Annotated in this window: 21 protein-coding genes; 14 read left to right on the forward strand and 7 right to left on the reverse strand. The window is 64.6% G+C overall.

The window, feature by feature from the left end; translation table 11 throughout:
• The first annotated feature begins 72 nt into the window (after nt 1-72).
• Both HW932_RS13080 and HW932_RS13085 read left to right on the forward strand, forming a co-directional pair.
• The gene (locus tag HW932_RS13080) at nt 73-1,056 is read left to right on the forward strand and encodes a DUF58 domain-containing protein (RefSeq protein WP_176976936.1); all 984 of its coding nucleotides are present in this window, start codon (nt 73-75) and stop codon (nt 1,054-1,056) included.
• Entirely contained in the window at nt 1,043-3,124 is a 2,082-nt protein-coding gene (locus HW932_RS13085; RefSeq protein ID WP_246296814.1) for a transglutaminase TgpA family protein, read from the forward strand. The genes HW932_RS13080 and HW932_RS13085 overlap by 14 nt, the downstream gene beginning before the upstream one ends.
• Here the strand turns inward: HW932_RS13085 and HW932_RS13090 are convergent.
• Genes HW932_RS13090 through HW932_RS13110 form a run of 5 tightly spaced genes read right to left on the reverse strand, consistent with a single transcriptional unit; the run spans nt 3,070 to nt 7,896 of the window.
• Nucleotides 3,070-3,633: a Uma2 family endonuclease gene (locus HW932_RS13090; RefSeq protein ID WP_176976937.1), complete on the reverse strand. Its 564-nt coding sequence runs from the start codon at nt 3,631-3,633 to the stop codon at nt 3,070-3,072. The two genes, HW932_RS13085 and HW932_RS13090, sit on opposite strands and share 55 nt — an antisense overlap.
• A 32-nt stretch (nt 3,634-3,665) precedes the next feature.
• A complete protein-coding gene (locus HW932_RS13095) occupies nt 3,666-5,537 on the reverse strand; it encodes a hybrid sensor histidine kinase/response regulator (RefSeq protein WP_176976938.1) in 1,872 nt (623 codons plus the stop codon).
• On the reverse strand, nt 5,504-6,298 hold the full coding sequence (locus tag HW932_RS13100; protein ID WP_176976939.1) for a PP-loop family protein: 795 nt from the start codon (nt 6,296-6,298) through the stop codon (nt 5,504-5,506). The genes HW932_RS13095 and HW932_RS13100 overlap by 34 nt, the downstream gene beginning before the upstream one ends.
• Nucleotides 6,225-6,863: a metallophosphoesterase family protein gene (locus HW932_RS13105; RefSeq protein WP_176976940.1), complete on the reverse strand. Its 639-nt coding sequence runs from the start codon at nt 6,861-6,863 to the stop codon at nt 6,225-6,227. The genes HW932_RS13100 and HW932_RS13105 overlap by 74 nt, the downstream gene beginning before the upstream one ends.
• A 34-nt stretch (nt 6,864-6,897) precedes the next feature.
• A complete protein-coding gene (locus HW932_RS13110) occupies nt 6,898-7,896 on the reverse strand; it encodes a zinc-dependent alcohol dehydrogenase family protein (protein WP_176976941.1) in 999 nt (332 codons plus the stop codon).
• Between the two features lie 211 nt (nt 7,897-8,107).
• On the opposite strand from HW932_RS13110, the gene HW932_RS13115 reads away from it, so the two are divergent.
• Nucleotides 8,108-9,685: a GNAT family N-acetyltransferase gene (locus HW932_RS13115; RefSeq protein WP_176976942.1), complete on the forward strand. Its 1,578-nt coding sequence runs from the start codon at nt 8,108-8,110 to the stop codon at nt 9,683-9,685.
• A 163-nt stretch (nt 9,686-9,848) separates the two neighbouring features.
• Here the strand turns inward: HW932_RS13115 and hemE are convergent, their stop codons facing one another.
• A complete protein-coding gene (gene hemE, locus HW932_RS13120; protein ID WP_176976943.1) occupies nt 9,849-10,913 on the reverse strand; it encodes a uroporphyrinogen decarboxylase in 1,065 nt (354 codons plus the stop codon).
• A 384-nt stretch (nt 10,914-11,297) separates the two neighbouring features.
• On the opposite strand from hemE, the gene uvrD reads away from it, so the two are divergent.
• From uvrD to HW932_RS13155, 7 genes are all read left to right on the forward strand, one after another.
• Nucleotides 11,298-13,481, forward strand: a complete 2,184-nt coding sequence (gene uvrD, locus HW932_RS13125; RefSeq protein ID WP_176976944.1) for a DNA helicase II — start codon at nt 11,298-11,300, stop codon at nt 13,479-13,481.
• Between the two features lie 42 nt (nt 13,482-13,523).
• Nucleotides 13,524-13,958: a DUF29 domain-containing protein gene (locus HW932_RS13130; RefSeq protein WP_176976945.1), complete on the forward strand. Its 435-nt coding sequence runs from the start codon at nt 13,524-13,526 to the stop codon at nt 13,956-13,958.
• 70 nt (nt 13,959-14,028) lie between these two features.
• On the forward strand, nt 14,029-15,243 hold the full coding sequence (locus HW932_RS13135) for a 30S ribosomal protein S1 (protein WP_176976946.1): 1,215 nt from the start codon (nt 14,029-14,031) through the stop codon (nt 15,241-15,243).
• A 25-nt stretch (nt 15,244-15,268) separates the two neighbouring features.
• A complete protein-coding gene (gene hemW, locus HW932_RS13140) occupies nt 15,269-16,453 on the forward strand; it encodes a radical SAM family heme chaperone HemW (RefSeq protein ID WP_176976947.1) in 1,185 nt (394 codons plus the stop codon).
• 101 nt (nt 16,454-16,554) lie between these two features.
• Nucleotides 16,555-16,755, forward strand: coding sequence for a 50S ribosomal protein L31 (gene rpmE, locus HW932_RS13145; RefSeq protein WP_176976948.1), 201 nt, complete (start codon nt 16,555-16,557; stop codon nt 16,753-16,755).
• A 357-nt stretch (nt 16,756-17,112) separates the two neighbouring features.
• Nucleotides 17,113-18,372: a malic enzyme-like NAD(P)-binding protein gene (locus HW932_RS13150; protein WP_176976949.1), complete on the forward strand. Its 1,260-nt coding sequence runs from the start codon at nt 17,113-17,115 to the stop codon at nt 18,370-18,372.
• A gap of 105 nt (nt 18,373-18,477) precedes the next feature.
• On the forward strand, nt 18,478-19,773 hold the full coding sequence (locus HW932_RS13155) for a citrate synthase (protein WP_176976950.1): 1,296 nt from the start codon (nt 18,478-18,480) through the stop codon (nt 19,771-19,773).
• Between the two features lie 12 nt (nt 19,774-19,785).
• Here the strand turns inward: HW932_RS13155 and HW932_RS13160 are convergent, their stop codons facing one another.
• On the reverse strand, nt 19,786-20,394 hold the full coding sequence (locus tag HW932_RS13160) for a hypothetical protein (protein ID WP_176976951.1): 609 nt from the start codon (nt 20,392-20,394) through the stop codon (nt 19,786-19,788).
• 281 nt (nt 20,395-20,675) lie between these two features.
• Here HW932_RS13160 and HW932_RS13165 point away from each other — a divergent pair, with 281 nt between their 5' ends.
• The 4 genes from HW932_RS13165 to HW932_RS13180 are packed head-to-tail and all read left to right on the forward strand — an operon-like array spanning nt 20,676 to nt 23,524.
• Nucleotides 20,676-21,749 carry a pilus assembly protein PilM gene (locus tag HW932_RS13165; RefSeq protein WP_176976952.1) on the forward strand — a complete coding sequence of 358 codons (1,074 nt, stop codon included), beginning with the start codon at nt 20,676-20,678 and terminating at the stop codon, nt 21,747-21,749.
• Nucleotides 21,749-22,360 carry a PilN domain-containing protein gene (locus HW932_RS13170; protein ID WP_176976953.1) on the forward strand — a complete coding sequence of 204 codons (612 nt, stop codon included), beginning with the start codon at nt 21,749-21,751 and terminating at the stop codon, nt 22,358-22,360. The genes HW932_RS13165 and HW932_RS13170 overlap by 1 nt, the downstream gene beginning before the upstream one ends.
• A gap of 46 nt (nt 22,361-22,406) precedes the next feature.
• A complete protein-coding gene (locus tag HW932_RS13175; protein ID WP_176976954.1) occupies nt 22,407-23,006 on the forward strand; it encodes a type IV pilus inner membrane component PilO in 600 nt (199 codons plus the stop codon).
• Nucleotides 23,006-23,524, forward strand: a complete 519-nt coding sequence (locus tag HW932_RS13180) for a pilus assembly protein PilP (RefSeq protein WP_176976955.1) — start codon at nt 23,006-23,008, stop codon at nt 23,522-23,524. Before HW932_RS13175 ends, HW932_RS13180 begins: the two co-directional genes overlap by 1 nt.
• Nucleotide 23,525 lies beyond the last annotated feature (1 nt).

The raw sequence follows: 23,525 nt of genomic DNA on the forward strand, positions 1-23,525 counted from the left end.
ATGGGATGCCACATCCTCAGTCAAACCAACATCCGAACCGAATCTTGAGCGCAACGACACGCCCTGACAGCCATGTCCCAAGTCTCCGACAGCCTCCGCGAGCGCACGCGCCGCTATTTCGACAGCCTGCTGCGCCGGGTGCCGCCCGGACCCGATGGCGTGGCGCGCGTCGGCGGGCGTCAGATCTATATCGTGCCGACCCGCGCCGGGTTCATGTATGGCGCGGTGATGCTGGTGATGCTGCTCGGATCGCTGAACTATCAGAACAACCTGGGGCTGCTGTTGACCTTCTTCCTGGCCTCGGTCGGGCTGGTGGCCATGCATCATGCCTGGTTCAATCTGCTGGGGCTGGCGGTGCAGGCGCGCGGCGGCTCGCCGGTGTTCGCCGGGGAACGGGCGCGCTTCGAGGTGGCCGTGCGCGCCGAGGGCGAACGTCCGCGCCATGACATCCGTCTGCGCAAGAACGGCGAGACGCCGACGCCGGTTCATATCGGCGCCGGGGATCAGGCGCTGGTCGCCCTGGCCGTGCCGACCGAGAAGCGCGGCTGGCATCGGCTGATCGACGTGATGGTCGAGACGCGCCATCCGATGGGACTGTTTCGCGCCTGGACCTATGTCGCCACCGAAGCCAAGACCCTGGTCTTCCCCAAACCCGCGCCCCAGGCGCCCGAACCGGGCCATGATGCCGGCGACAGCCCACGTCCGCATCGCACCCGGCACGAAGGAGCGGAAGATTATCTCGGCTCGCGCGGCTATCGTCCGGGCGATTCGATCCGGCACATCGACTGGAAGGCTTACGCACGCGAACGCGGGCTGGTGGTCAAGCAATACGGCGGCGAGCAGGGCCAGGAGGTCTGGATCGACTGGGCACGGCTCAACGCGCCCGATCCCGAGATCCGGCTCGGTCTGCTGACGCGGCAGGTGCTCGACGTCAGCGCCGGCCCGACGCGCTTCGGTCTGCGTCTGCCCGGCGCGGTCGAGGGGTTGTCCCAAGGCGCCGCCCATACCGAACGCTGTCTGACCCGACTGGCACTCTTCGGCCATGCACAAGACTGATTCCATGACGCGCAAGACCAATCGCATCCCAGCGGACGAACGGCCCGAGCGTCATCAGATCTTCTGGACCACGCTGCTGGTCGCGGCGGCCTGCGCCCCGTTCGCGCGCTATCTCGACGGTCAGGTCACGGCTTTCCTGGCCCTGATCCTGGCCATCCGGCTGGTGGCGCTGCGCTGGCCGGCGGCGCTGCCCAACCGCTGGATTCGCGCCCTGCTGGCTTTCGCCGGTCTGGGCAACTGTCTGGCGGCCTATCACACAGTCACAGGCCAGGACGGCGGCTCGGCGCTGCTGGCGACCATGCTCGTGCTCAAGCTGCTGGAACTCGACACCAAGCGCGACCTGCGTCTGGTGCTGATCCTGCTCGGGTTTCTGAGCGTGGTGCAGTTCCTGTTCGACGAATCCTTCCAGCTCACCCTCTATCTGGGACTGATCGCTCTGGGTCTGGTCACGCTGCTGACCGAACTCAATGGCGGACTGGGGGCGGCGGGTCTGCGTCCGGCGCTGCGGGTGAGTGCGCGACTGGCGCTCCAGGCCATCCCGCTCACCCTCGTTCTCTTCGTGCTGTTTCCGCGTCTGACCGCCCCACTCTGGAGCCTGGGGATCGACAGTTCCAGGGGCTTGATGGGCATGTCGGACAGCATGGAGCCGGGCAATATCAGCGAGCTGGTGGTCAATGGCGAGCTGGCCTTTCGCGCGCGTTTCGCTGGCCGGCGGCCGGATGCCAATCAGCTCTACTGGCGCGGCCCGGTCCTGTGGAAGATGGATGGACGCCGCTGGACGCCGGACGCGCCGCCGTCTGGCTGGCAGCGACCGGCACGGCTGATCGAATCGTCCGACCCGATCGAGTACGAAGTGGTCATGGAACCGACCAAGCAGCGCTGGCTGTTCGCGCTCGACATGCCGGTCAGCGAGCCGGAGGGCACGGCGATCAGCCCGGACCATCAGTTGCTGTCGAACCAGCCGGTGACAGCGCTCAAGCGCTACAACGCGCGCTCGGTCCTCAGCTATCGCACCGCCGAGCCGGACGAGCGGGTGCGCGCGCTGGCGCTCGAACTGCCCGCGAACGTCACGCCCCGGATGCGCGCCCTGGTGGAAGACTGGCGCACTCAGGTGGCTGATGGTCGCGAAGAACGCGCCGACGACTGGACACTGGTCCAGCGGGCGCTGGCCCATTTCAACCGCGAGAACTTCTATTACACCCTGCTGCCGCCCAAGCTCGGCGCCAATCCGGCCGATGAGTTCCTGTTCGAGACCCGCCGCGGCTTCTGTGAGCACTATGCCAGCAGTTTCGCGCTCCTGATGCGGATTGCAGGCATTCCGTCGCGCATCGTGCTCGGCTATCTCGGCGGCGAGACGAACGACTTCGGCGGCTATACCATCGTGCGTCAGTCCGATGCCCATGCCTGGGTCGAGGTGCTGATCGAGGGACGCGGCTGGGTGCGGGTCGACCCGACGGCGGCGGTCGACCCATCGCGAATCGACAATCGCCTGGCCACCGAGCTGCTGGGGGCCGGCGCCTCGGTGCGCTTCGATCTCGGCGAGGCCGCTGCACTGGCGCGCTGGATGCGCGATCTGCGTCTGCTGGGCGACACTCTGGAAGCGACCTGGCAGAACTGGGTGCTGGATTTCTCGGCTCAGGATCAGCGCCGGCTCATGGATCGGCTCGGGCTGGGCGCCTGGCAGGAATATGGACTGGCGGTGCTGATGGTGCTGGCCGTGTCACTGACGCTGGGCGGCATCCTGCTGGTCCTGATGCACGAACGCACCGAGCGCGATCCGCTCGAACGGCTCTATGCGCGTCTGTGCCGGCGGCTGGCCGGTGTCGGACTGCCGCGCCTGCCGCACGAGGGACCGGGCGACTATGGCCAGCGCGTCACCGCCGCGCGGCCGGATCTGGCCTCGACTGTCGGCGGTTTCCTCGCGCTCTATGTCCCGGCGCGCTATGGCGAGCGGTCCACGCCGGAGACGCTGCAACGGCTGTCCAATCTGCTACGTGACTTCGATCCCAAGGCTCAGTCGGTCCAGAGCGCGTTCAGGGGGAAGGTCACAGCCTCGAACGGCGGCTGACTGACGGGACTGTCGTCCTTGAGCGTATCGAGCAGCAACCAGTGCCCGTCGGCCTGGAGTCGGTAGACCTCCAGCGTCCGCGCCTGCGGATCGATCAGCCACAGATGTTCGACGCCCTCGCGCGCATAGATCGGCCGCTTGATTGCGCGATCCTTGGCAGCTGTGGAGGGCGAGAGGATTTCGCACACCCAATCAGGAGCCAGATCGAACCAGGCCGTATCCGGGATAGCGGGCATCCGCTCGCGCCGCCAGCCGGCCAGATCCGGCACCAGGACATCCGCCCCCAGATGCAGTTCAGGTTCATCGAGTATCCACCAGCCGCCCGGTCCACCGATGCCGCCATGAAAGGGACCGCCAACCAGAAAACCGAGCGCCGAGTAAGCCAGGGCATGTTTCGGAGCCGGACGCGGCTGCGCATACAGGGTGCCGTTCAGAATCTCGCCCACCAGATGCTCGGGCAGGTCGAGGATATCGTCGTAACAGGCCAGCTTGAGGGCGGCTTGAGACATTAGGCGTCTTCCTCCAGACTGAATGTCGAGGCTCAAGATAGCGCACGAACCGCCGCTGTGCGCGTGCGCGCGACCCACTGCGCCACGGCTGCATGCAGTTCCTTGAGTCCGAGCGGCTTGGTCAGATAGTCGTCCATGCCGGCCTCCAGACACTGTTCACGATCACCAGGCATGGCGAGCGCGGTCAGAGCGATGATGGGAACGGTCCGCAGCGCCGGATCGGATCTCAAGCGGCGCGTGGTTTCGAGACCGTCCATCCCCGGCATCTGCACGTCCATCAGGATCACATCCGGTCGCGGCGCATGTACCAACCTGATGGCCTCTGGCCCACTGCCGGCTGTGTGCACCTCGCAGCCGCGAATGCGCAGATAGGCCGAGAACATCTCCAGATTGCCCGGATTGTCGTCGACCAGCAGCACGCGCCAGGGTTCGCGCGCACCGGCCTCGATCCCTGACTCACCCGCCTCGGTGGAGTCGGGTTGCAACCGATCGGCCCGTTGCGCCGCCGGATCCCAGGGCAACCGGATCTCGAACCGGCTCCCCTGCCCCACTTCGCTCTCGACCTGGATGCGCCCGTGGTGCAGCTCGGCCATCCCAGAGACGAGCGCCAGCCCCAGTCCGGTACCGTCGTACTGACGCGCCGGGCGGCTGTCGAGCTGCACGAAGGGTTGGAACAACCGCTCGAACTGCTCGCGCGGAATGCCCACACCCGTATCCCAGATGCCGAAACACAGCTCACCACGCTCGGCATCGGCCTGGACATCGAGTCCGATCGAACCGCCTTCTGGGGTGAACTTGACCGCGTTGCCCAACAGATTGACAAGCATCTGTTTGAGCCGCCGACTGTCACCGCGCACCAGTCGCGCCTTAGGATCGATCACCAGCGAAACCCTGAGTCCCTTGCGCTTGGCTGCCGGTCCGATCAGACGCAGACTGGCCTCGCAGAGCTGATCGACCGGCACCTGATCCCAGCGCAGATGCATCTGGCCGGAGGCCACGCGCGACATATCGAGAATATCGTTGATGAGTTCCAGCAGATGGGTGCCGTTCTCGTGGATCATGCGCGCCGCCTTTTCCTGCTGGGCGCTCAGCGGACCGAGCAGGCCATCACCCATGGTCTCGGAGAGACCCAGGATCGAGGTCAGGGGCGTGCGCAGTTCATGGCTCATGGCGGCGAGGAACTCGTCCTTGGCCTGGGCGGCGCGCGCCAACTCAGCGTTCGCGTGATCCATCTGACGCGCCGCCTCCTCCGTGGTCGCGATCGGGCGTCCGATGGAACGATCGACCAGCCAGATCAGCAGCAGCGCCGTGCCGCTCATCAGGGCGCCGGTGAGGATCAGGGTCCAGAACTGATGCCGGCGGGCGGCGAGCTGCACCTGCGCTAGAGTCGTCTCACGATGCGCGAGCGCTGAATCGACCAGCCGATCGAGCAGATCGGTCGGTTCGCGGTCGATGCCGCGCACCTGCCGGTCGACCTCAAGCTGGGGCGCGGCATCCTCGGGCCGGTAGACGGCGAGCGCAGCGCGATATTCGCGTCCGAGCCGGTCGTGCGCCGCGAGAAACTGCTCGGCCTCGGCGCGCGCCTCGGGATTGGGCTGCAACAGTCCGACCAGTCGCTCCAGATACGCGCGTGTCGCGCCCTCCTCCTGCTCGAACTGCGCGACATAGCGGGCGCGCAGTTCGGCATCGCTGCCGCGCAGCAGGATGTTCTTCCATTCCTGGACCTGCTTCTTGAAATGCACCTGGGCGGTCAGGGCCAGCGTCAGGATGTCCGACGAGGTCTCCAGGATCTCGGCCTCGCGGCTCGCGGCCTGGGTGAGTCGGTGGAAGCCGTGGAGACTGGCGAGCAGGTTCAGCGCGAGGATCGCGATCAGCCCGAGGGCGAGCTTGGTTCGGATCGACATGTCCATCCCGGTTCGGGCAGCTCACCCTCGACCATGATCGGCTTGAGGGCGTGGAGGATACTGGAGAAGAGCGTGCTGTGTTCGGCTTCCTCGCGCGCCAGCAAGGCTTTCATGTGCTCGCGGCGGGTCGGCATGGTGAAGCAGGCCGGGCAGGAATCCGGGATCACGGGCAAGCCGGCGCGACGGGCGAAGTCGGCCGTCTGGCGCTCGCGGCAGTAGACCAGCGGGCGGATGATGCGCACATCGCCGTCCTGGTTGCGATAGTGCGCCTTCATGGTGCGCAACTGACCGCCGTGGAACAGCGACATCAGCAGACTCTCGGCCAGATCGTCGAGATGCTGGCCCAGCGCCAGCACGTTGTAGCCATGTTCGCGACAGAGCCGGTACATGATGCCGCGCTTCATGCGCGAGCAATAGGCGCAGAACGAATCGCCGTCCATGTGCGTCTTGGCCTGTTCCATCAGCGGCTGCTGTTCATAGTGCCAGGTCAGACCGAGCTGGTCGTAATAGTCTTTCAAGGCCTGAGGATCATAGCCCGGAACCTCGGGGTCGACGGTGAGGACCGCCAGCTCGAAACGGACCGGGGCATAGGTGCGCAGATGGGCCAGGATCTGGAGCAACGAGAGCGAATCCTTGCCGCCGGAGACGCCGAGGAGGATGCGATCCCCCTCGCCGATCATGCGGAAATCAGCGATGGCCCGCCCGACCTGGCGTAGCAACGACTTGGGTGGTTTGACCGATGGGGTGCTTGGAGTGTTCATGGCGCGGAGTGTAGCGCACTCCCCGTCTCGGGACCGACAGCGGAAAGCGGTAGCTCTCGACACGCCACTCGTCGGCGTCGGCGATCAGCACCAGACAGGATGGTCCGCCATGGGTGCGCGAGCGTCCGGCCGCGCCTGGATTGAGCACCCAGGGTTGCGCATCGAGATCTGTTTCCAGCTGATGACTGTGGCCATAGACGATGGCGCGCGCCTCGGGGAAGCGTGCGCGCAACAGGGCATGGCGGTTGCGCGCCGGCAGCTGATGACCGTGGATGAGCACCAGTGAGCCGCCGGGCAGCGGCTGCTCCAGCCACTCGGGCAGATGCACCAGCAGCCGCCGGTCTTCCTCCGGCCACTTGCGCGCCACATCGTTGTTGCCGAAGACCGCCAGCACCCGTCCCAGACGCGGCTGGAGCTGGGAGAGGATGGCGGCATGACCGATGTCGCCGCCGTGCAGCGCCAGATCGCAGTCGTCGACGATCTCGCGCACACGCGGATCGAGCGCGCCATGGGTATCGGAGAGCAGCGCCACCCGCACCCGCTTCAAACTCGGCAGGGTGTTCAAGCACACCTCGATCGGATCATCAGCCTCACCAGACTCACTCCAGATTCAACACCAGCTTGCCCGTCACATGGCCCTGTTCGAGCAGACGATGCGCCTCGGCGGCTTCGGCGAGCGCAAAGGTCTGTGAGACATGCACCCGCAGATCACCGCGATCGATGAGATCGCCGCAACGGCGCAGGATCTGGCCCTGATGCAGCCGGGCGCGCGGCAGATCATAGAGCATCGGGGTCAGCATCAGCTCCAGGCTCAGACGCAGATTGCGCAGCCGGGCTTCCTTGAGATCCAGCTCCGGGCCGGGATCGAGGATCGTCACCAGATCGCCATAGTGCGCCATGGCCGGGATGGTGCGACGGAAGACCTCGGGACCGACGGTGTCCAGGGCGATGTCGACGCCCTGCCCTTCGGTCCAGTCCATGACCGCCTCGACCAGATCCTCATCGTGATAATTGATGCAGAACTCAGAGCCGAGTTCATGCGCGAGCGCGGCCTTCTCAGGTCCGCTGACCGTGGTGCAGACACGCGCACCGGCCAGCCGTGCGAGCTGGATGGCGACATGACCGACGCCGCCGGCCCCGGCATGGATCAGCACCCGCTGGCCCTCGGCGAGCCGCGCGCGGTCGTGCAGCGCCTCCCAAGCCGTCAGCAGCACTAGGGGCGCGGCGGCGGCCTCGACCATGCCGACGGCGCGCGGTTTGGCCTGGACGAACTGCTGATCGATGACGCGATACTCGGCATAGTTGCCGGCCGCACCGCCGAGTCCGCCATGACAGAACCAGACCTCGTCGCCGGGCTTGAAGCGTGTCACATCCTCACCGACGGCCTCGACCACACCGGCCCCATCGCAGCCGAGCACGGCGGGCAGTCCCTCCGGGAGCATCGGGCCGCGTTGGCGGATCTTGGTATCGATCGGATTGACACCGGCGGCACAGAGTCGGACACGAATGTCGTCCGGCCCGGTCAGTTCAGGCTGCGGACGTTCGACCAGTCGCAACACCTCGGGGCCGCCGGTTTCCTGTATCTCGATGACATTCATCCGGAGAAATCCTCTCGTTTCAGGTCTCGCCTCCCCGAAGCGCACGACGGGGCGGCTTGAGACATCAATGACTTGGATGTAGGGTGGATCGCGTGTTCAGACAAGTCCACAGACTCAGTATGACGCACGAGGCGACCGAGGACCGAAAATCGTTCTACAGTCGACCCATGCGCCGATCCCGCCTTCATCACTTCACGACCGGAGAATCTCCATGTCCGACACCGCCGGAGCCAGCGCCGAAAAACCGCGCCTGATCGTGCGCAACGCCCGTATCCGCGACATCGCGGCCATCCGCGCCCTGGTCGCCAAGGTCTATGCGCCCTCCGGGATGAGCAGCTATTCGCCGGCCATGCTGCGGGGTCAGATCAACAACTTCCCCGAAGGCCAATTCGTGGCCGAATACGATGGGGCCATCGTCGGTTATTGCGCCACCTTCCTCATCGACGGCCAGAACGCCCTGAAACCTCACACTTGGCGCGAGATCAGCGGCGGCGGCTATGCCTCGCGCCATGATCCCGACGGCGACTATCTCTACGGGATGGAGGTCTGTGTCGATCCCGACCACCGTGGTTCGCGCATCGGTCAGCGTCTCTACGACGAACGCAAGAAGCTCGCCCGCTCCTGGGGAGCCAAGGGGATCGTTTTCGGCGGACGTCTGCCGACGCTCGCCCGCCGTGCGCGCCGCTTCGACAGTCCGGACGCCTATATCGAGGAGGTCCGCCAGAACCGTCAGCGCGATCCCGTACTGAGCTTCCAGATGCGCAACGGATTCGAGATCCTGGGCCTGCTGCCCGACTATCTCCCGGAGGACAAGGACTCGCTCGGCTATGGCGTGCATCTGCTCTGGCGCAATCCCAATGCCCCGGACGAACGCGAGGAGAAACGCGCCAAGCGCTATGGCGGACGTCTGCCCGATACGGTGCGCGTGGCCACGGTGCAGTACATGCAGCGGCGCGTGCGCTCGTTCGAGGAGTTCCTGGATCTGGTGCGCTATTTCGTCGACGTCACCGCCGACTACCGGGCCGATTTCGTCGTCTTCCCCGAACTCTTCTCGCTCCAGCTCCTGTCGATGGAAGACGAGCAGCTCTCGCCGGCCGAGTCGATCGAGGCCCTGACCAAGTACAGCACCCCGCTCAAGGAGGCCCTGCGCGACATGGCGGTGCGCTACAACATCAACATCATCGGCGGCTCGCATCCGACGCGCATGCCCAACGGACGGGTCGAGAATATCTGCTATGTCTGTCTGCGCGGCGGCGAGATCCACGAGCAGGCCAAGATCCATCCCACGCCCAACGAGGTCTACTGGTGGAACATCGAGGGCGGACACGCGCTCAACGCCATCAACACCGACTGCGGTCCCATCGGGGTGCTCATCTGCTATGACTCGGAGTTCCCCGAACTCGGGCGTCATCTCGCTGACCAGGGGGCCAACATCGTCTTCGTGCCCTTCTGTACCGACGAGCGTCAATCCTATCTGCGGGTGCGCTACTGCTGTCAGGCGCGCGCGGTCGAGAACCAGTGCTATGTCGTGATGTCGGGCAACGTCGGCAATCTGCCCAACGTGCACAACATGGACATCCAGTACGCCCAGAGCTGTATCCTGACGCCATGCGACTTCCCCTTCGCCCGCGACGGTGTGGCCGCCGATACCACGCCCAACGTCGAGACCGTGGCCTTCGCCGATCTACGGCTGGAGGCGCTACGGGCGGCGCGCAACGGCGGGACGGTGCAGAACCTCAAGGATCGCCGGCACGATCTCTACACGACCGTGTGGCGCGAGAAGGGGTAGGCTTTTAGGTTTCAGGCTTGACCGAGGCGTTGACGGCCCGAGTGTCGACCAGCGGGGGACGCCGTGAATCCGTCCCTGGAGGCTTGATGGCCGCATCCATGCGGCCAACACCCCCGCTGATCGACACTCGGGCCTTGGGCTGTCGTGGTCGAACCGAACGCGATCAGGCGTGATAGGCGCGGCTGAGTTCGTGCACGGCGGCGATCATGGCCGCCGGGCGCTCGGGATCGACGTCCGGGGTGATGCCGTGGCCCAGGTTGAAGACATGGCCCGAGCCGTGACCATAGCTGGCCAGGACGCGCGCGACCTCTTCACGGATGCGCTCGGGCGAGGCGTAGAGGGTGCAGGGATCCATGTTGCCCTGGAGCGCGACCCGATCCTCGACCATCCGGCGCGCGTCGGCCAGATCCGTGGTCCAGTCGACGCCGAGCGCGTCACAGCCGGTCTTGGCCATGTCGCCGAGCCACTGACCGCCGTTCTTGGTGAACAGGATCACCGGCACCTTGCGGCCCTCGGCCTCGCGGGTCAGACCCTCGACCACGCGCTGCATGTAAGCCAGCGAGAACTCGCGATAGTTGGCCGGCGCCAGCGAGCCGCCCCAGGTGTCGAAGATCATGGTCGCCTGGGCGCCGCGCGCGACCTGGGCGTTGAGATAGGTCGTCACCGAGTCGGCGACCTTTTCCAGCAGGCGGTGCAGCAGCGCCGGCTGGTCGAACATCATCGCCTTGATCTTGGAGAAGTTCTTGCTGCCGCTGCCCTCGACCATGTAGGTCGCCAGGGTCCAGGGGCTGCCGGAGAAGCCGATCAGCGGCACCCGGCCGTTGAGCGCGCCGCGAATGGTGGAGACGGCGTCCATGACGTACTTCAGCTCGCCCTCCGGGTCAGGGATCGGCAGTCGATCGACGTCGGCGGCTGTGCGCACCGGACGCTCGAAGTTCGGACCCTCGCCCTCGGCGAAGTACAGACCCAGGCCCATGGCATCGGGCACGGTCAGGATGTCGGAGAACAGGATGGCGGCATCGAGCGGATAGCGGTCGAGCGGCTGGAGCGTCACCTCGCAGGCCAGCTCCGGATTCTTGCACAGATCCATGAAGCTGCCGGCCTTGGCGCGCGTGGCACGGTACTCGGGCAGATAGCGTCCGGCCTGGCGCATCATCCAAACCGGCGTGTAATCAACGGGTTCGCGCATCAGGGCGCGCAGGAAGGTGTCGTTTTGCAGCTGGGTCATGAATCGGGCTCGATCTTGAATGGGGTGAAAACCAGGGGTCGAGCCGTGCATTCTACTACGGCGAGGGCGCTCGGGTACGCCCTTGCGCGAGAACTGTCGCAGGCGTAGATTGTGGGCTAAATTTTGATCTTGAAAATCAATGACTTGAAAATGGATAACCTGTTGACAATCCTGTGGATAACTTGTTGATAATGCGTGCACAAAAAATCAGAGCGTTTTCTATGCACATTTCACTCACAGGTTATCCACAAACGCATAAGGCTTTAAATATTTGATAAATATGGTCAAATCTGACTTATCCACTTATCCACAGGCCTTATAACTACTATCTTTATATCTATCTTATAGATAGTTATTGAGAGGACGCCGGTTTAAAATCGCCCGATGGACGTTTCCCCCCTGCTCGACTCACTCAACGCGGCGCAACGCGAAGCCGTTTCCGCCGATCCGGGTCATCTGCTGATCCTTGCCGGTGCCGGATCGGGCAAGACGCGCGTGCTCGTTCATCGCATCGCCTGGCTGCTTCAGGTCCAACAGGTTCAGCCCTGGTCGATCCTGGCCGTCACCTTCACCAACAAGGCCGCGCGCGAGATGCGCGGTCGACTCGACGAGATGCTCGGCACTCCGGTCGGCGGCATGTGGGTCGGTACCTTCCATGGTCTGGCTCATCGCTTTTTGCGCGCGCACTGGCAGGACGCGGGTCTGCCCCAGCAGTTCCAGATCCTCGACTCGGACGATCAGCTTCGGCTCATCAAGCGGCTGCTCAAGGAGATGCAGATCGACGAGGCTCGCTGGCCGCCGCGTCAGATCCAGGGCTTCATCAATCGCCAGAAGGACGAGGGACTGCGTCCGCATCACCTGTCCGAGACCGGCGACTTCGTTCAGGACAGGATGATCGCGGTCTATCGCGAATACGAGGCCGCGCGCATTCGCAGCGGTTCGCTCGACTTCGCCGATTTGCTGCTGTGCACGCTGGAGCTGCTGCGTGAGCGGCCGGACATCCTCGGTCATTATCAGCGACGCTTCGCGCATATCCTGGTCGACGAGTTCCAGGACACCAATGCCATCCAGTACGCCTGGCTGCGTCTGCTCGCCGGTAGTGACAATCATCTGTTCGCTGTCGGCGACGATGATCAGTCCATCTACGGCTGGCGCGGAGCCAAGGTCGAAAACATCCAGTCGTTCCAAAAGGACTACCCGACGACCCGGACCATCCGGCTGGAGCAAAACTATCGCTCGACGGGCACCATCCTGGCCGCCGCCAATGCGTTGATCGCCAACAACCCCACGCGACTGGGCAAGAACCTCTGGACCCAGGACGGCGCCGGTGAGCCGATCCGCCGCTATACGGCCTTCAACGAGGTCGACGAGGCGCGCTTCGTCATCGAACGCATCCGCCGCTTCGTCGACGAGGGTCATCGGCGCGATGAATGCGCCATCCTCTATCGCACCACGGCCCAGTCGCGGCTGTTCGAGGAAGCGCTGCTCCAGGCCGGCATTCCCTATCGGGTCTATGGCGGACTGCGCTTCTTCGAGCGCGCCGAGATCCGCGATGCACTGGCCTATCTGCGTCTGATCGCCAATCCGAACGACGATGCCTCGTTCGAGCGCGTGGTGAATCTGCCCACGCGCGGCATCGGCGAGCGCACGGTCGAGCTGGTGCGCGAGCAGGCACGTGCGGCCCGCGTCTCGCTGTGGCGTGCGGCGCGTGAACTCAGTGCAAGCGGAGCGCTCAGCCCACGGGCGAGCAATGCGCTACGGGGTTTCCTCGACCTGATCGAGAGCCAGCGTGATGCGAGTGAGGATCGCGCACTCAGCGAAATCGCTGACCGCGTGATCGAAGTGACCAGACTGATCGAGCACTTCAAGAACAGCAAGGACGGCAAGGGACAGGATCGGATCGAGAACCTGGAGCAGCTTATCGAGACCGTCAGCCGGTTCGAGCAGGATCTGCCCGACGAGGAAGGTGATCCGCTCGGCGCCTTCCTGGCCCATGCCGCGCTGGAGGCGGGTGAAGCCGAAGCCGATCCGTTCGAGGACAGCGTGCAGCTCATGACGCTGCACAGCGCCAAGGGACTGGAGTTTCCGCTGGTGTTCCTGGCCGGACTGGAGGAAGGGCTGTTTCCGCACAGTCTCTCGGCCGACGATCCGGCACGCCTGGAGGAAGAGCGGCGGCTGTGCTATGTCGGCATGACGCGCGCCATGCGCCAGCTCTATCTCACCCAGGCTGAGAGTCGGCGGCTCTATGGACGTGAGGAGTATCCGGCGCCGTCGCGCTTCCTGCGCGAGATCCCGGCCGAATTGATCGAGGAAGTCCGCGGTGGCGGTGTCGCCCGACCGGCGTTTGCGCCGAAATCCGCTACCAGTAGTCCGGTCAAGCATTCAGCCGGCGCCCAGGCGCCCGAAGGCTACCGGCTCGGCCAGCGCGTGCGTCATCCCAAGTTCGGCGAGGGCGTGGTGCTCAACAGCGAGGGGCGCGGCGCTCAGGCACGCATCCAGATCGACTTCAAGGGCAGCGTCGGGGCCAAATGGCTGGTGCTGACCTATGCGCGGCTGGAAGCCGTTTAGACGCGCTTGGACGCTTCAGAGATAGCCTTGGAGATCGCCCACATGCACAGCTACGAATCCGACATCATTGCCTGGGCCAACGAACAGGCCGGACTGTTGCGCGCCGGACGATTCGATCTGCTGGACATCGCACATATCGCCGAGGAGATCGAGGACGTGGGCAAGAGCGAACAACGCGAGTTGGCCAATCGTATGGCCATACTGCTGAGCCATCTGCTCAAGTGGCGCTATCAGCCGGAGCGACGCGGCGCGAGTTGGGAAAGTACGATTCGCGAACAGCGGCGCGCCCTCGCCCGCCGTCTGCGCAAAACGCCCAGCCTCAAATCCTGTCTCGACGATCCGGATTGGTGGTCCGATGCCTGGCTGGATGCTCGCACCCTGGCGACCAATGAAACCGGTATTGCGTTCGATCGCTTCCCATCCGATTGTCCCTGGACGAGCACCGAGGCGCTCGACGAGCACTGGCCATCCGAATAATCCGCGATCTCAAGCACGATCCGCCCTACAATAGTCCGTTTCATCCATCTCCCACGGCGTTCGTCCAACCATGTCCGAGTCCGCAAGCTTCGAAGATCTGCTCAACGAGTTCGACCAGACCCATCCACAGGCCCAGAAAGGCGAGCCGACCGTGGGTGACAAGGTCAGCGGCATCCTGATCGCGATCGGCGAGGAGTTCGCCTTCGTCGACCTGGGCGCCAAGTCCGAGGGTCGGCTTGATCTGGCCGCGATCCGCGACGCCGAGGGTCAGTTCAAGTACGCCGTCGGCGACACCGTCGAGACCCATGTCACCGGCAAGGACGAGGAGAGCGGGATGCTGCTGCTCGGCAGCCAGCACGGTCACAAGTACCATGGTCTCGACGAACTCGAACGCGCCTATCGTCAGGGCCTGCCGGTCCAGGGGCAGGTGACGGGCGCGGTCAAGGGCGGGTGCGAGGTCCAGGTCGCCGGTATCCGTGCCTTCTGCCCGGCCTCGCAGATCGATATCCGCTTCATCGAGGATCTGTCCGAATTCGTCGGCCAGAAGCTCGACTTCCGGATCACCAAGTTCGAGGGCGGACGTCGGCCCAATCTGGTGGTCTCGCGCCGTGCGCTGCTGGAAGAAGAACAGCGCATCAAGGCCGAGGAACTGCGCGCCCAGCTCAAGGAGGGCGCCGTCCTCACCGGCACCGTGACCTCGCTCAAGGACTATGGCGCCTTCGTCGACCTCGGCGGACTGGAAGGCATGATCCACATCAGCCAGCTCGCCTTCGGTCACGTCAAGCACCCGAAGGAGGTGTTGCAGCCCGGCCAGCAGGTCGAGGTCAGCGTGCTGCGCATCGAGCCAGCGACCGACGCCAAGAAGCGCGAGAAGATCGCGCTCTCCATCCGCGCCCTGAGCCGCGATCCCTGGCTCGATGCCATCGAGCAGTTCCCAGCCGGCACGCGCATTCAGGGACGTGTCGCGCGCTTGCAGCCGTTCGGCGCCTTCATCGAGCTGGCGCCCGGTGTCGATGGTCTGGTCCATATCAGCGAACTGGGCGCCGGTCGGCGCGTCCAGCATCCGAGCGAGGTGCTCAAGGAAGGCGATGAGGTGACGGCGACCGTGCTCGGCGTGGATCTGGAGCGTCGGCGTATCAGTCTCTCGCTCGACGAGAGCCGCGAGGTCGATCCAACGGCCGCCGTGGTCGTCGCCGCCGCCAAACCGCCGGCGGCCAAGCCGGCCGAGAAGACCATGGGCAGCTTCGGCGCCCTGCTTCAGGAAAGCCTCAAAAAAGGGCGCTGAGCGGATCAGGCGAGCGCCATAGCCCGTGGATTCGTTCGAGCCTTCACAGCGACCGCCGGCGCTCTACGTCCATCTGCCCTGGTGCGTGCGCAAGTGTCCCTATTGCGATTTCAACTCGCATCCGGGCGGCCGGGAGGCGCCGCCGTTCGACGCCTATGTCGAACGGCTGCTGCTGGATCTCGACCTGGAGCTTCGCGAGCCGGCGGCGCGTCGTCCCATAGGCTCGATCTTCATCGGCGGCGGTACGCCGAGCCTGTTCCCAGGCGCGGCGATCCGTCGTCTGCTCGACGGCATCCGCGAGCGCGTCGAGCTGCTTCCGGACGCCGAGATCAGCCTTGAGGCCAATCCAGGTACGGTCGATGCCGCGCATTTCGCCGCCTATCGCGAGGCCGGCGTCGATCGGCTCTCGATCGGGGTGCAGAGCCTATCGGCAGGGCATCTGGAACGACTCGGACGCATCCACACGCCCGCCGAGGCCAGCGAAGCGGTGCGCATCGCGCGCGCTCAGGGGTTCGACAACCTCAATCTGGACCTGATGTTCGGTCTGCCCGGTCAGACGCTGGAGACGGCGCGCGCAGACCTGGATGCACTGATCGCGCTGGAACCCGAGCACGTCTCCTACTATCAGCTCACCGTCGAAGCCGGCACCGCGTTCGGCGCCTGTCCGCCCGAACTGCCGGAAGCCGATCTCGTCGCCGAGATGGGCGTCGAGGGCGTCGAGTGTCTGGAGGCCGCCGGTTATGGACGCTACGAGATCTCGGCCTATGCGCGTCCCGGACGCCGGTGCCGGCACAATCTCAACTACTGGCGTTTCGGCGACTATCTGGGCATCGGCGCCGGAGCGCACGGCAAGCTGACCGAGCACCAGACGTCGGAATACGACTCCACGCCTTGGCGCATCCAGCGCACCGAAAAACCGGCTCGCCCGGACCGCTATCTGGAGGCCGATCCCCGCCGACCACTCGGAACGCGGCGCGTCCTGAGCGAATCGGATCTGGTGCTCGAATTCGCCCTGAACGCCTTTCGGCTCACCGATGGGTTCGAGACGGCGCTCTTCAGCGCGACCACCGGGCTGCCCTGGTCACGGATCGCACCCGAAATACAGGCCGCCGTGCGCGATGGGTTGCTCGATCTCAGCAGCGATCATCTCACCCCTACCCCACTCGGGCGTGATTTTCTCGACGATCTGGTCGCGCGGTTCGTCTCCTGACCGATCGCGCATCGCTTGCAGTGATTGCGTGCCTGGATTCGAACTGGTAAATTGCCGCGTTTTACAAGAATTTTTACGCCCATGTGGGCCAAAGGGTCATCATGAAAGAAGGAATCCACCCCGAATACCATGACGTGAAGGTGGTCTGCAGCTGCGGCAACGAATTCACGACGCGCTCCACCAAGGGCAAGGAGATGCACGTGGAAGTCTGCTCCGCCTGCCATCCCTTCTATACCGGCAAGCAGAAGGTGCTCGACACCGCCGGTCGCGTCGACAAGTTCCGTCGCAAGTATTCCCGCTGAGATCCACGGGATTTGCCGGCACGGTCTTCCCGCGCATCGACCGTCCGGCTCGGATCCGAGATCGCCCTTCGCCGACAGACGCCGCACCAGCTCCCTGGTTCGGCGTCTGTCCGTCTGCGCGTGAGACTCCGTGGGAACCGCGCGCGCATTCATCATCGGGATCGCCCGCCTCTCGGGTGATTCGATATTGCCCCACTCTATCGATTCGGCGTCATCCATTTGACTCGCCGCCCGTGCGCGACGATCATGGCGACCTGTTCGTCCGCCCGCGCGCGCGTTCCGCCTTGTCACCCCAGCCTCATTGACTCGGAAGCTCGTCGACCCTGGGCGCCTTCCCCATCTCATGCGGAGACTATCGTGACCGATTCGCAGAACAAGGCCCATCTGGATGCCGACATCAATCGCCAGGCGCTCGACTTCCACGCCCTGCCGCGACCGGGCAAGATCGGCACCGAGATCACCAAGCCGGCGGCGACCCAGCATGATCTCTCGCTGGCCTATACGCCGGGCGTGGCCGAACCGGTACGCCAGATCCACGCCGATCCGGATCTCGCCTACAGCTACACCAACAAAGGCAATCTGGTGGCGGTCATCACCGACGGCACCGCCGTGCTCGGTCTGGGCAATGTCGGCGGACTGGCCGGCAAACCCGTGATGGAAGGCAAGGCGGTGCTCTTCAAGCGCTTCGCCGGCATCGATTGTTTCGACATCGAGGTCGACGCCGAGAGTCCGCAGGCCTTCATCGAGACCGTGGCGCGCATCGCTCCGACCTTCGGCGGCATCAATCTGGAAGACATCGCCGCCCCGCACTGCTTCGAGATCGAGCAGGCGCTCATCGAACAGCTCGACATCCCGGTCTTCCACGACGATCAGCACGGCACCGCCATCATCATCGCCGCCGGTCTGCTCAATGGGCTGGAGCTGCAAGGCAAGACGCTCGCCGACGCCCGCATCGTGGTGCTGGGCGCCGGCGCGGCCGGAATCGCCAGCGTGCGGTTGCTGCTGGCGCTCGGCGCGCAACGCAACAACATCTTCTGCGTCGACCGTCAGGGCATCATCCATCTCGGGCGTCAGGATCTGAATCCCTACAAGTTCGGCGTAGCGGTCGAGACCGAGAAACGCACCCTGGCCGAGGCCATGGAGGGCGCGGACGTCTTCATCGGCGTCTCCGGGCCGGATCTGGTCGCGCCCGAGATGGTCGCCGCCATGGCGCCGCGTCCGATCGTCTTCGCCCTCTCCAATCCGGTGCCCGAGATCCGCCCGGCGGCGGCGCTGGCGGTGCGCGACGATCTGGTGATGGCTACCGGGCGTTCGGACTATCCGAACCAGATCAACAACGTGCTCGGCTTCCCCTTCATCTTCCGCGGCGCGCTCGACGTGCGGGCCTCGCGCATCAACGAGGCCATGCAGATCGCCGCCGTCGAGGCGTTGCGCGCGCTCGCCCGCGAACCCGTCCCGGCCGAGGTGTTGGAGGCCTATGGGCTGAAGGAACTGAGCTTCGGCCCGGATTACATCATTCCCAAGCCGTTCGACCCGCGCCTGCGCGAACGCGTACCGGCGGCGGTCGCGCGCGCGGCCATCGACAGCGGCGTTGCCCGACTTCCGGCCGACCACTGAAATCGACCCGCCCGCAGGCGTCGATTCGGATCTATGGACCACTAACCGGCAGGGTTCGGCGCCCGACGCATGTCGGCGTCGAACGACTCGTCCAGGAGCGAGCCCATGACGAACGAAACCATCACCGTCACCAACAACGTCACCGGCGAGAGCCATGACTTCCCCTTGCGCCAAGGCACCCTAGGGCCGCCGGCGGTCGACATCTCCTCGCTGTACAAGGAGGCCGGATTCTTCACCTATGATCCGGGCTTCATGTCGACGGCCAGTTGCAACAGCAACATCACCTACATCGACGGCGAACAGGGCATCCTGCTCTATCGCGGCTATCCGATCGAGCAACTGGCCACCAAAGCGAGTTTCCTGGAAGTGGCCTATCTGCTGCTCTACGGCGATCTGCCGGGCGAGAAGGAACTCGTCGGCTTCGAGCGGTTGATCATGCGTCACACCATGCTCAACGAGAACCTGAAGAACTTCCTCAACGGGTTCCATTACGATGCCCATCCCATGGCCATGCTCATGGGCGTCGTCGGCTCGCTCTCGGCCTTCTATCACGACTCGCTCAGCGTCAACGACCCGCGCCATCGCGAGATCGCCGCGCATCGTCTGATCGCCAAGATCCCCACCATCGCGGCGGCGGCCTACAAGCACAGTGTCGGCGAACCCATCATCTATCCGCGCAACGATCTGCGCTATTGCGCCAACTTCCTGCGCATGATGTTCGCCACGCCCTGCGAGGACTACAAGCCGACCCTGATCGCCGAGAAGGCGATGAACCTGCTGTTCATCCTCCATGCCGATCACGAGCAGAACGCCAGTACCTCGACCGTGCGTCTGGCCGGAAGCTCGGGGGCCAATCCATTCGCCTGTATCGCTGCCGGCATCGCCTCGCTCTGGGGACCGGCGCATGGCGGGGCCAACGAGGCCGTGCTCGACATGCTGCTGGAGATCGGCGACGTCAAGAACGTGCCGAAATACATCGAGAAGGCCAAGGACAAGGACGACCCCTTCCGTCTGATGGGCTTCGGCCATCGGGTCTACAAGAACTACGACCCGCGCGCCAAGATCATCCGCGAAGTCTGTTATCAGGTGCTCGACGAGCTGGCCGACAACGACAACCCGCTGTTCGAGCTGGCGATGAAGCTCGAAGAGATCGCGCTCAACGACGAATACTTCGTCGAGCGCAAGCTCTATCCGAACGTCGACTTCTACTCCGGCATCATCTATCAGGCGCTCGGCATCCCGCGCAACATGTTCACCGTCATGTTCGCCGTGGCGCGCACCGTCGGCTGGGTCTCGCACTGGATGGAGATGATGGACGATCCCAACAACCGCATCGGCCGGCCGCGTCAGATCTACCGTGGGCCGAACCAGCGCGACTATCTGCCGATCTCCAAGCGCTGACGCCGGCGCGACTCAGGCCTCGTCGTTCAGCATCCGCTCCACGTCCGCGAGATCCGCGCCCAGACTGGGCCGATCCGTGACAGGATCGAGCGGAGGCTGACGGCGAGCGCGCGACGGCAGCACGATCAATTCGAACGGAATCCCGCCGGCCAGGAATCCGAAGGCCGGATGGGCCGTGCGCTGTCCGCCCGCATAACGCAGTGTGCGCTCACCCTCACGCCAGGGGATGCCCTGATCGGCGAGCTTGAAGAGTACGTCTTCCGGTCGGTCGGCGAACAGGAACAGCTCCACGCCATGCTGCCGATCCGTCACGCCGTGCAGCGCCAGACCGATCAGGCGCGGCTCGAACTCCGACAGCATCCGCATCGCCTGCACGGCCTCGCGCTTGAGCAAGCGGCGCTCCTCGCCGTGCTCCGGACCCATGAATAGCCGGCGTTGGGCGAGGACCGCCTCCTTGAGCACTTCGTTCGAGGGCCACTGACGCCGATCCGAGATGCCCGTGCGCTCGGCGGCCTTGCGCCGCGCCGACTCGAAGTCGGTCAGCCCCTGCTCGACCATGATGCGCGCGGCCTCGTAAGCCAGATGTTCGCGTTGGCTGTTCGAGCGATCGGGATTGGGCATCGGGCGACCTCCAGTGTGTCGTTTTGGTGCAACAGTTGGTATTCCTGTCAAGGCGGGAGAGGGCGTCGCAGCGAAAAAATTGCAGGAGCCTCGGCCATACGCGCCTAACTGACTGATGGATCGAGTTTAACGTACTCGGCTGCGGCCTCGACAACGGAATCGACATCGGGGCGGATGTGTCTATAATGAGTCGTGGTATTTCTCGAACCTTGGTATCTTCATAACCGTTACGCGTCTGTACGATCATCCACTTCGCGACGGATACGACCAGCGAGATCACTATGTTTGGCCTCACGCGCAAAAACAGTCCGCTCCTGGGGATCGACATCAGTACGACAGCCATCAAGTTGATCGAACTGTCGCGGACCGCCACGACGCCCGTACCACGCTTTCGGGTCGAGCACTATGCGGTCGAGCCGCTTCCGGGCACGGCCATCGTGGAGAAGAGGATCGTCGAGCACGAGGTGGTCGGCGACGGCATCCGACGCGCGCTGGCCAGGTCCGGCGCCAAGACCAAGCGGGCGGCCGTCGCCCTCGCCGGCGCGGCCGTCATCACCAAGGTCATCAACTTGCCCGCCGCTCTCAAGGACGCCGAGATGGAGAGCCAGATCCAACTCGACGCCGACCAATACATCCCCTATCCGCTCGAAGAGGTCAACCTCGATTTCAGCGTCCTCGGCCCCTCGCCCAGTGATCCGGCGCTCGTCGAGGTATTGCTGGCCGCCTCGCGGCGCGAGAACGTCGACGACCGCATCAGTGTCCTGGAGATCGCCGGACTCACACCCCTGGTGGTCGACGTCGAGGCCTATGCCATGGAGCATGCCTGTTCGATGTTCCTGGACGGCAAGGGCGACGGCAAGGAGGCGCCCATCCTGGGGGTCGTGGACGTGGGGGCGTCCACCACCACGCTGCATGTGTTCAGCGAGGGGCGGATCATGTACACGCGCGAGCAGAACTTCGGCGGCCGGCAGCTCAGAGATGAGGTGCAGCGCCGTTATGGTCTCACGGACGAGCAGTCCGCACAGAAGATCCGCGACGGCGATGTCGCCGACACCTATGAGATCGAAGTGCTCAACCCCTTCAAAGAGGCCCTGGCCCAGCAGATCGGACGGGCGCTCCAGTTCTTCTATTCCGGGACGACCTTCAGCCGTGTCGACCGGATACTCCTGGCCGGCGGCTCGGCCGGCATTCCGGGAGTCGATGCCCTGGTGGAGGAGCGGCTCAGGATCCCCGCCACGGTCGCCAATCCATTCAGCCAGATGTCGTTCGCGCCTCGCGTCAATTCCAAGTCACTCATGCGAGAGGCGCCGGGAATGATGGTGGCCGTCGGCCTGGCCTTGCGAGGATTCGACTGATGGCACGCATCAACCTGCTTCCCTGGCGCGAGGCGGCGCGTCAGCAACGCCGGCAGGAGTTCCTGACGGCCTTGGGGATCGCGCTCGGCCTGACCGCCGTGGTCGTCGCCCTGGTGCATTTCTATTTCGAGGACCGGATCAGCGGTCAGCAGGCGCGTAATCAATACCTCAAGACCGAGATCGCCGCACTCGATCGCAAGATCAAGGAGATCGACGAGATCGAGAGAACCAAGGCCGACCTGCTCTCGCGTATGGACATCATCCAGCGTCTGCAGAAGAGCCGGCCCGAGATCGTGCGTCTCTTCGACGAACTGGTGACGGCCCTGCCCGAGGGCGTCTACCTGACCAAGCTCGAACAGTCGGAGCGCTCGGTCACGCTCGAAGGGCGCGCCCAATCGAACGCGCGCGTCTCGGCCTTCATGCGCCGGATCGAGGGCTCGCAATCCATCGGTCAGCCTCGCCTCATGCTGATCGAGAACAAGGACAAGACGGGGACCGGACTCAGTCATTTCCGTCTCTCGTTCAATCAGATCAGTCCGGAACCCGAGCCCCCGGTCAAGAAGCCGGCCAAGCCGACCAAACAGGCTCGCAAACCGGCCCGCAAGACCTGAGCCGCTTCGAGGCGAGTCACCCAGCCATCCGAACGGGAGCCGGCGCATGGATCTCAACGAACTCAACGAACTCGATCTGAACAGCTTCGGTGAATGGCCGACCCCGATCAAGGCGGTCGCCATCCTGATCGCCTGCGTCGCCCTCGGCGGTCTGGCCTACTATTACGACACCAGCGGTCAGCTCGAACGGCTCGCCCAGGAGCAGAAGACCGAACAGGATCTGCGCACCAGCCTGCAGACCAAACAGCAGAAGGCCGCGAACCTGCAAGCCTATCGCGATCAGCTCGCCGAGATGCAGGAGTCCTTCGGGGCCATGCTCAAGCAACTGCCCAATCGCACCGAGGTCGCCGGATTGCTCGTCGACGTCTCACAGACGGGATTGGCCAATGGGCTGGAGTTCGAACTCTTCCAGCCTGAGAACGAGATCGCGCGTGAGTTCTATGCCGAACTGCCGATCCGCGTTCGGGTGCGCGGCAACTATCACGATTTCGGCCGGTTCGTCAGCGGGCTGGCGGCCCTGCCGCGTATCGTCACCATTCATGACGTGCAGATCTCCGGCGGTAGCGGGCAAGGCACAGTGGGCGAGCCGCTCGCCCTGGAGGCCACGGTCAAGACCTATCGCTATATGGAAGAGGAGACGAAGTGATGATCACGCATCGACTCCTGTGGCTGCCCGCCGTCTTGCTGCTCGCCGGTTGCGGCGCTCGCGACATGAGTGATCTCCAGTCCTATGTGCGGCAGGTCAATGCGCGTCCGCCCGGTCCCATCGAGCCGCTGCCCGAGATCGAGCCGGTCGAGACCTTCGTCTATGAGCCGGGCGAGCGGCGCGATCCCTTCCACTCCGATGCGCAGTCTGAACCCGAGCAACTGGCGGCGATCGATGACGGTCCGGCGCCGGACCCCAATCGCCCCAAGGAAGAACTCGAAAGCTATCCGCTCGACTCGCTGCGCATGGTCGGTACGCTCGAGCAGGACGATACGCGCTGGGGCCTGATCCGCACCAAGGAAGGGGTCGTGCATCGCGTCACGGTCGGCAATTACATGGGACAGAATCATGGTCAGGTCATTTCGATCGGCCTGGACGCGATCCAATTGAACGAAATCGTCTCCGACGCCCCCGGCCAATGGCGCGAGCGCGCGGCCTCGGTGGCGTTGAGCAAATGAG

This window comes from Allochromatium humboldtianum (assembly GCF_013385175.1).
Classification (GTDB): domain Bacteria; phylum Pseudomonadota; class Gammaproteobacteria; order Chromatiales; family Chromatiaceae; genus Thermochromatium; species Thermochromatium humboldtianum.

What these genes read in the sequence shown, in the direction of transcription:
- HW932_RS13080 (WP_176976936.1), top strand. Translation starts at nt 73, where the DNA reads ATGTCCCAAGTCTCCGACAGCCTCCGCGAGCGCACGCGCCGCTATTTC.
- HW932_RS13085 (WP_246296814.1), top strand. Translation starts at nt 1,043, where the DNA reads ATGCACAAGACTGATTCCATGACGCGCAAGACCAATCGCATCCCAGCG.
- HW932_RS13090 (WP_176976937.1), bottom strand. Translation starts at nt 3,633, where the DNA reads ATGTCTCAAGCCGCCCTCAAGCTGGCCTGTTACGACGATATCCTCGAC.
- HW932_RS13095 (WP_176976938.1), bottom strand. Translation starts at nt 5,537, where the DNA reads ATGTCGATCCGAACCAAGCTCGCCCTCGGGCTGATCGCGATCCTCGCG.
- HW932_RS13100 (WP_176976939.1), bottom strand. Translation starts at nt 6,298, where the DNA reads ATGAACACTCCAAGCACCCCATCGGTCAAACCACCCAAGTCGTTGCTA.
- HW932_RS13110 (WP_176976941.1), bottom strand. Translation starts at nt 7,896, where the DNA reads ATGAATGTCATCGAGATACAGGAAACCGGCGGCCCCGAGGTGTTGCGA.
- HW932_RS13115 (WP_176976942.1), top strand. Translation starts at nt 8,108, where the DNA reads ATGTCCGACACCGCCGGAGCCAGCGCCGAAAAACCGCGCCTGATCGTG.
- hemE (WP_176976943.1), bottom strand. Translation starts at nt 10,913, where the DNA reads ATGACCCAGCTGCAAAACGACACCTTCCTGCGCGCCCTGATGCGCGAA.
- uvrD (WP_176976944.1), top strand. Translation starts at nt 11,298, where the DNA reads ATGGACGTTTCCCCCCTGCTCGACTCACTCAACGCGGCGCAACGCGAA.
- HW932_RS13130 (WP_176976945.1), top strand. Translation starts at nt 13,524, where the DNA reads ATGCACAGCTACGAATCCGACATCATTGCCTGGGCCAACGAACAGGCC.
- HW932_RS13135 (WP_176976946.1), top strand. Translation starts at nt 14,029, where the DNA reads ATGTCCGAGTCCGCAAGCTTCGAAGATCTGCTCAACGAGTTCGACCAG.
- rpmE (WP_176976948.1), top strand. Translation starts at nt 16,555, where the DNA reads ATGAAAGAAGGAATCCACCCCGAATACCATGACGTGAAGGTGGTCTGC.
- HW932_RS13155 (WP_176976950.1), top strand. Translation starts at nt 18,478, where the DNA reads ATGACGAACGAAACCATCACCGTCACCAACAACGTCACCGGCGAGAGC.
- HW932_RS13160 (WP_176976951.1), bottom strand. Translation starts at nt 20,394, where the DNA reads ATGCCCAATCCCGATCGCTCGAACAGCCAACGCGAACATCTGGCTTAC.
- HW932_RS13165 (WP_176976952.1), top strand. Translation starts at nt 20,676, where the DNA reads ATGTTTGGCCTCACGCGCAAAAACAGTCCGCTCCTGGGGATCGACATC.
- HW932_RS13170 (WP_176976953.1), top strand. Translation starts at nt 21,749, where the DNA reads ATGGCACGCATCAACCTGCTTCCCTGGCGCGAGGCGGCGCGTCAGCAA.
- HW932_RS13175 (WP_176976954.1), top strand. Translation starts at nt 22,407, where the DNA reads ATGGATCTCAACGAACTCAACGAACTCGATCTGAACAGCTTCGGTGAA.
- HW932_RS13180 (WP_176976955.1), top strand. Translation starts at nt 23,006, where the DNA reads ATGATCACGCATCGACTCCTGTGGCTGCCCGCCGTCTTGCTGCTCGCC.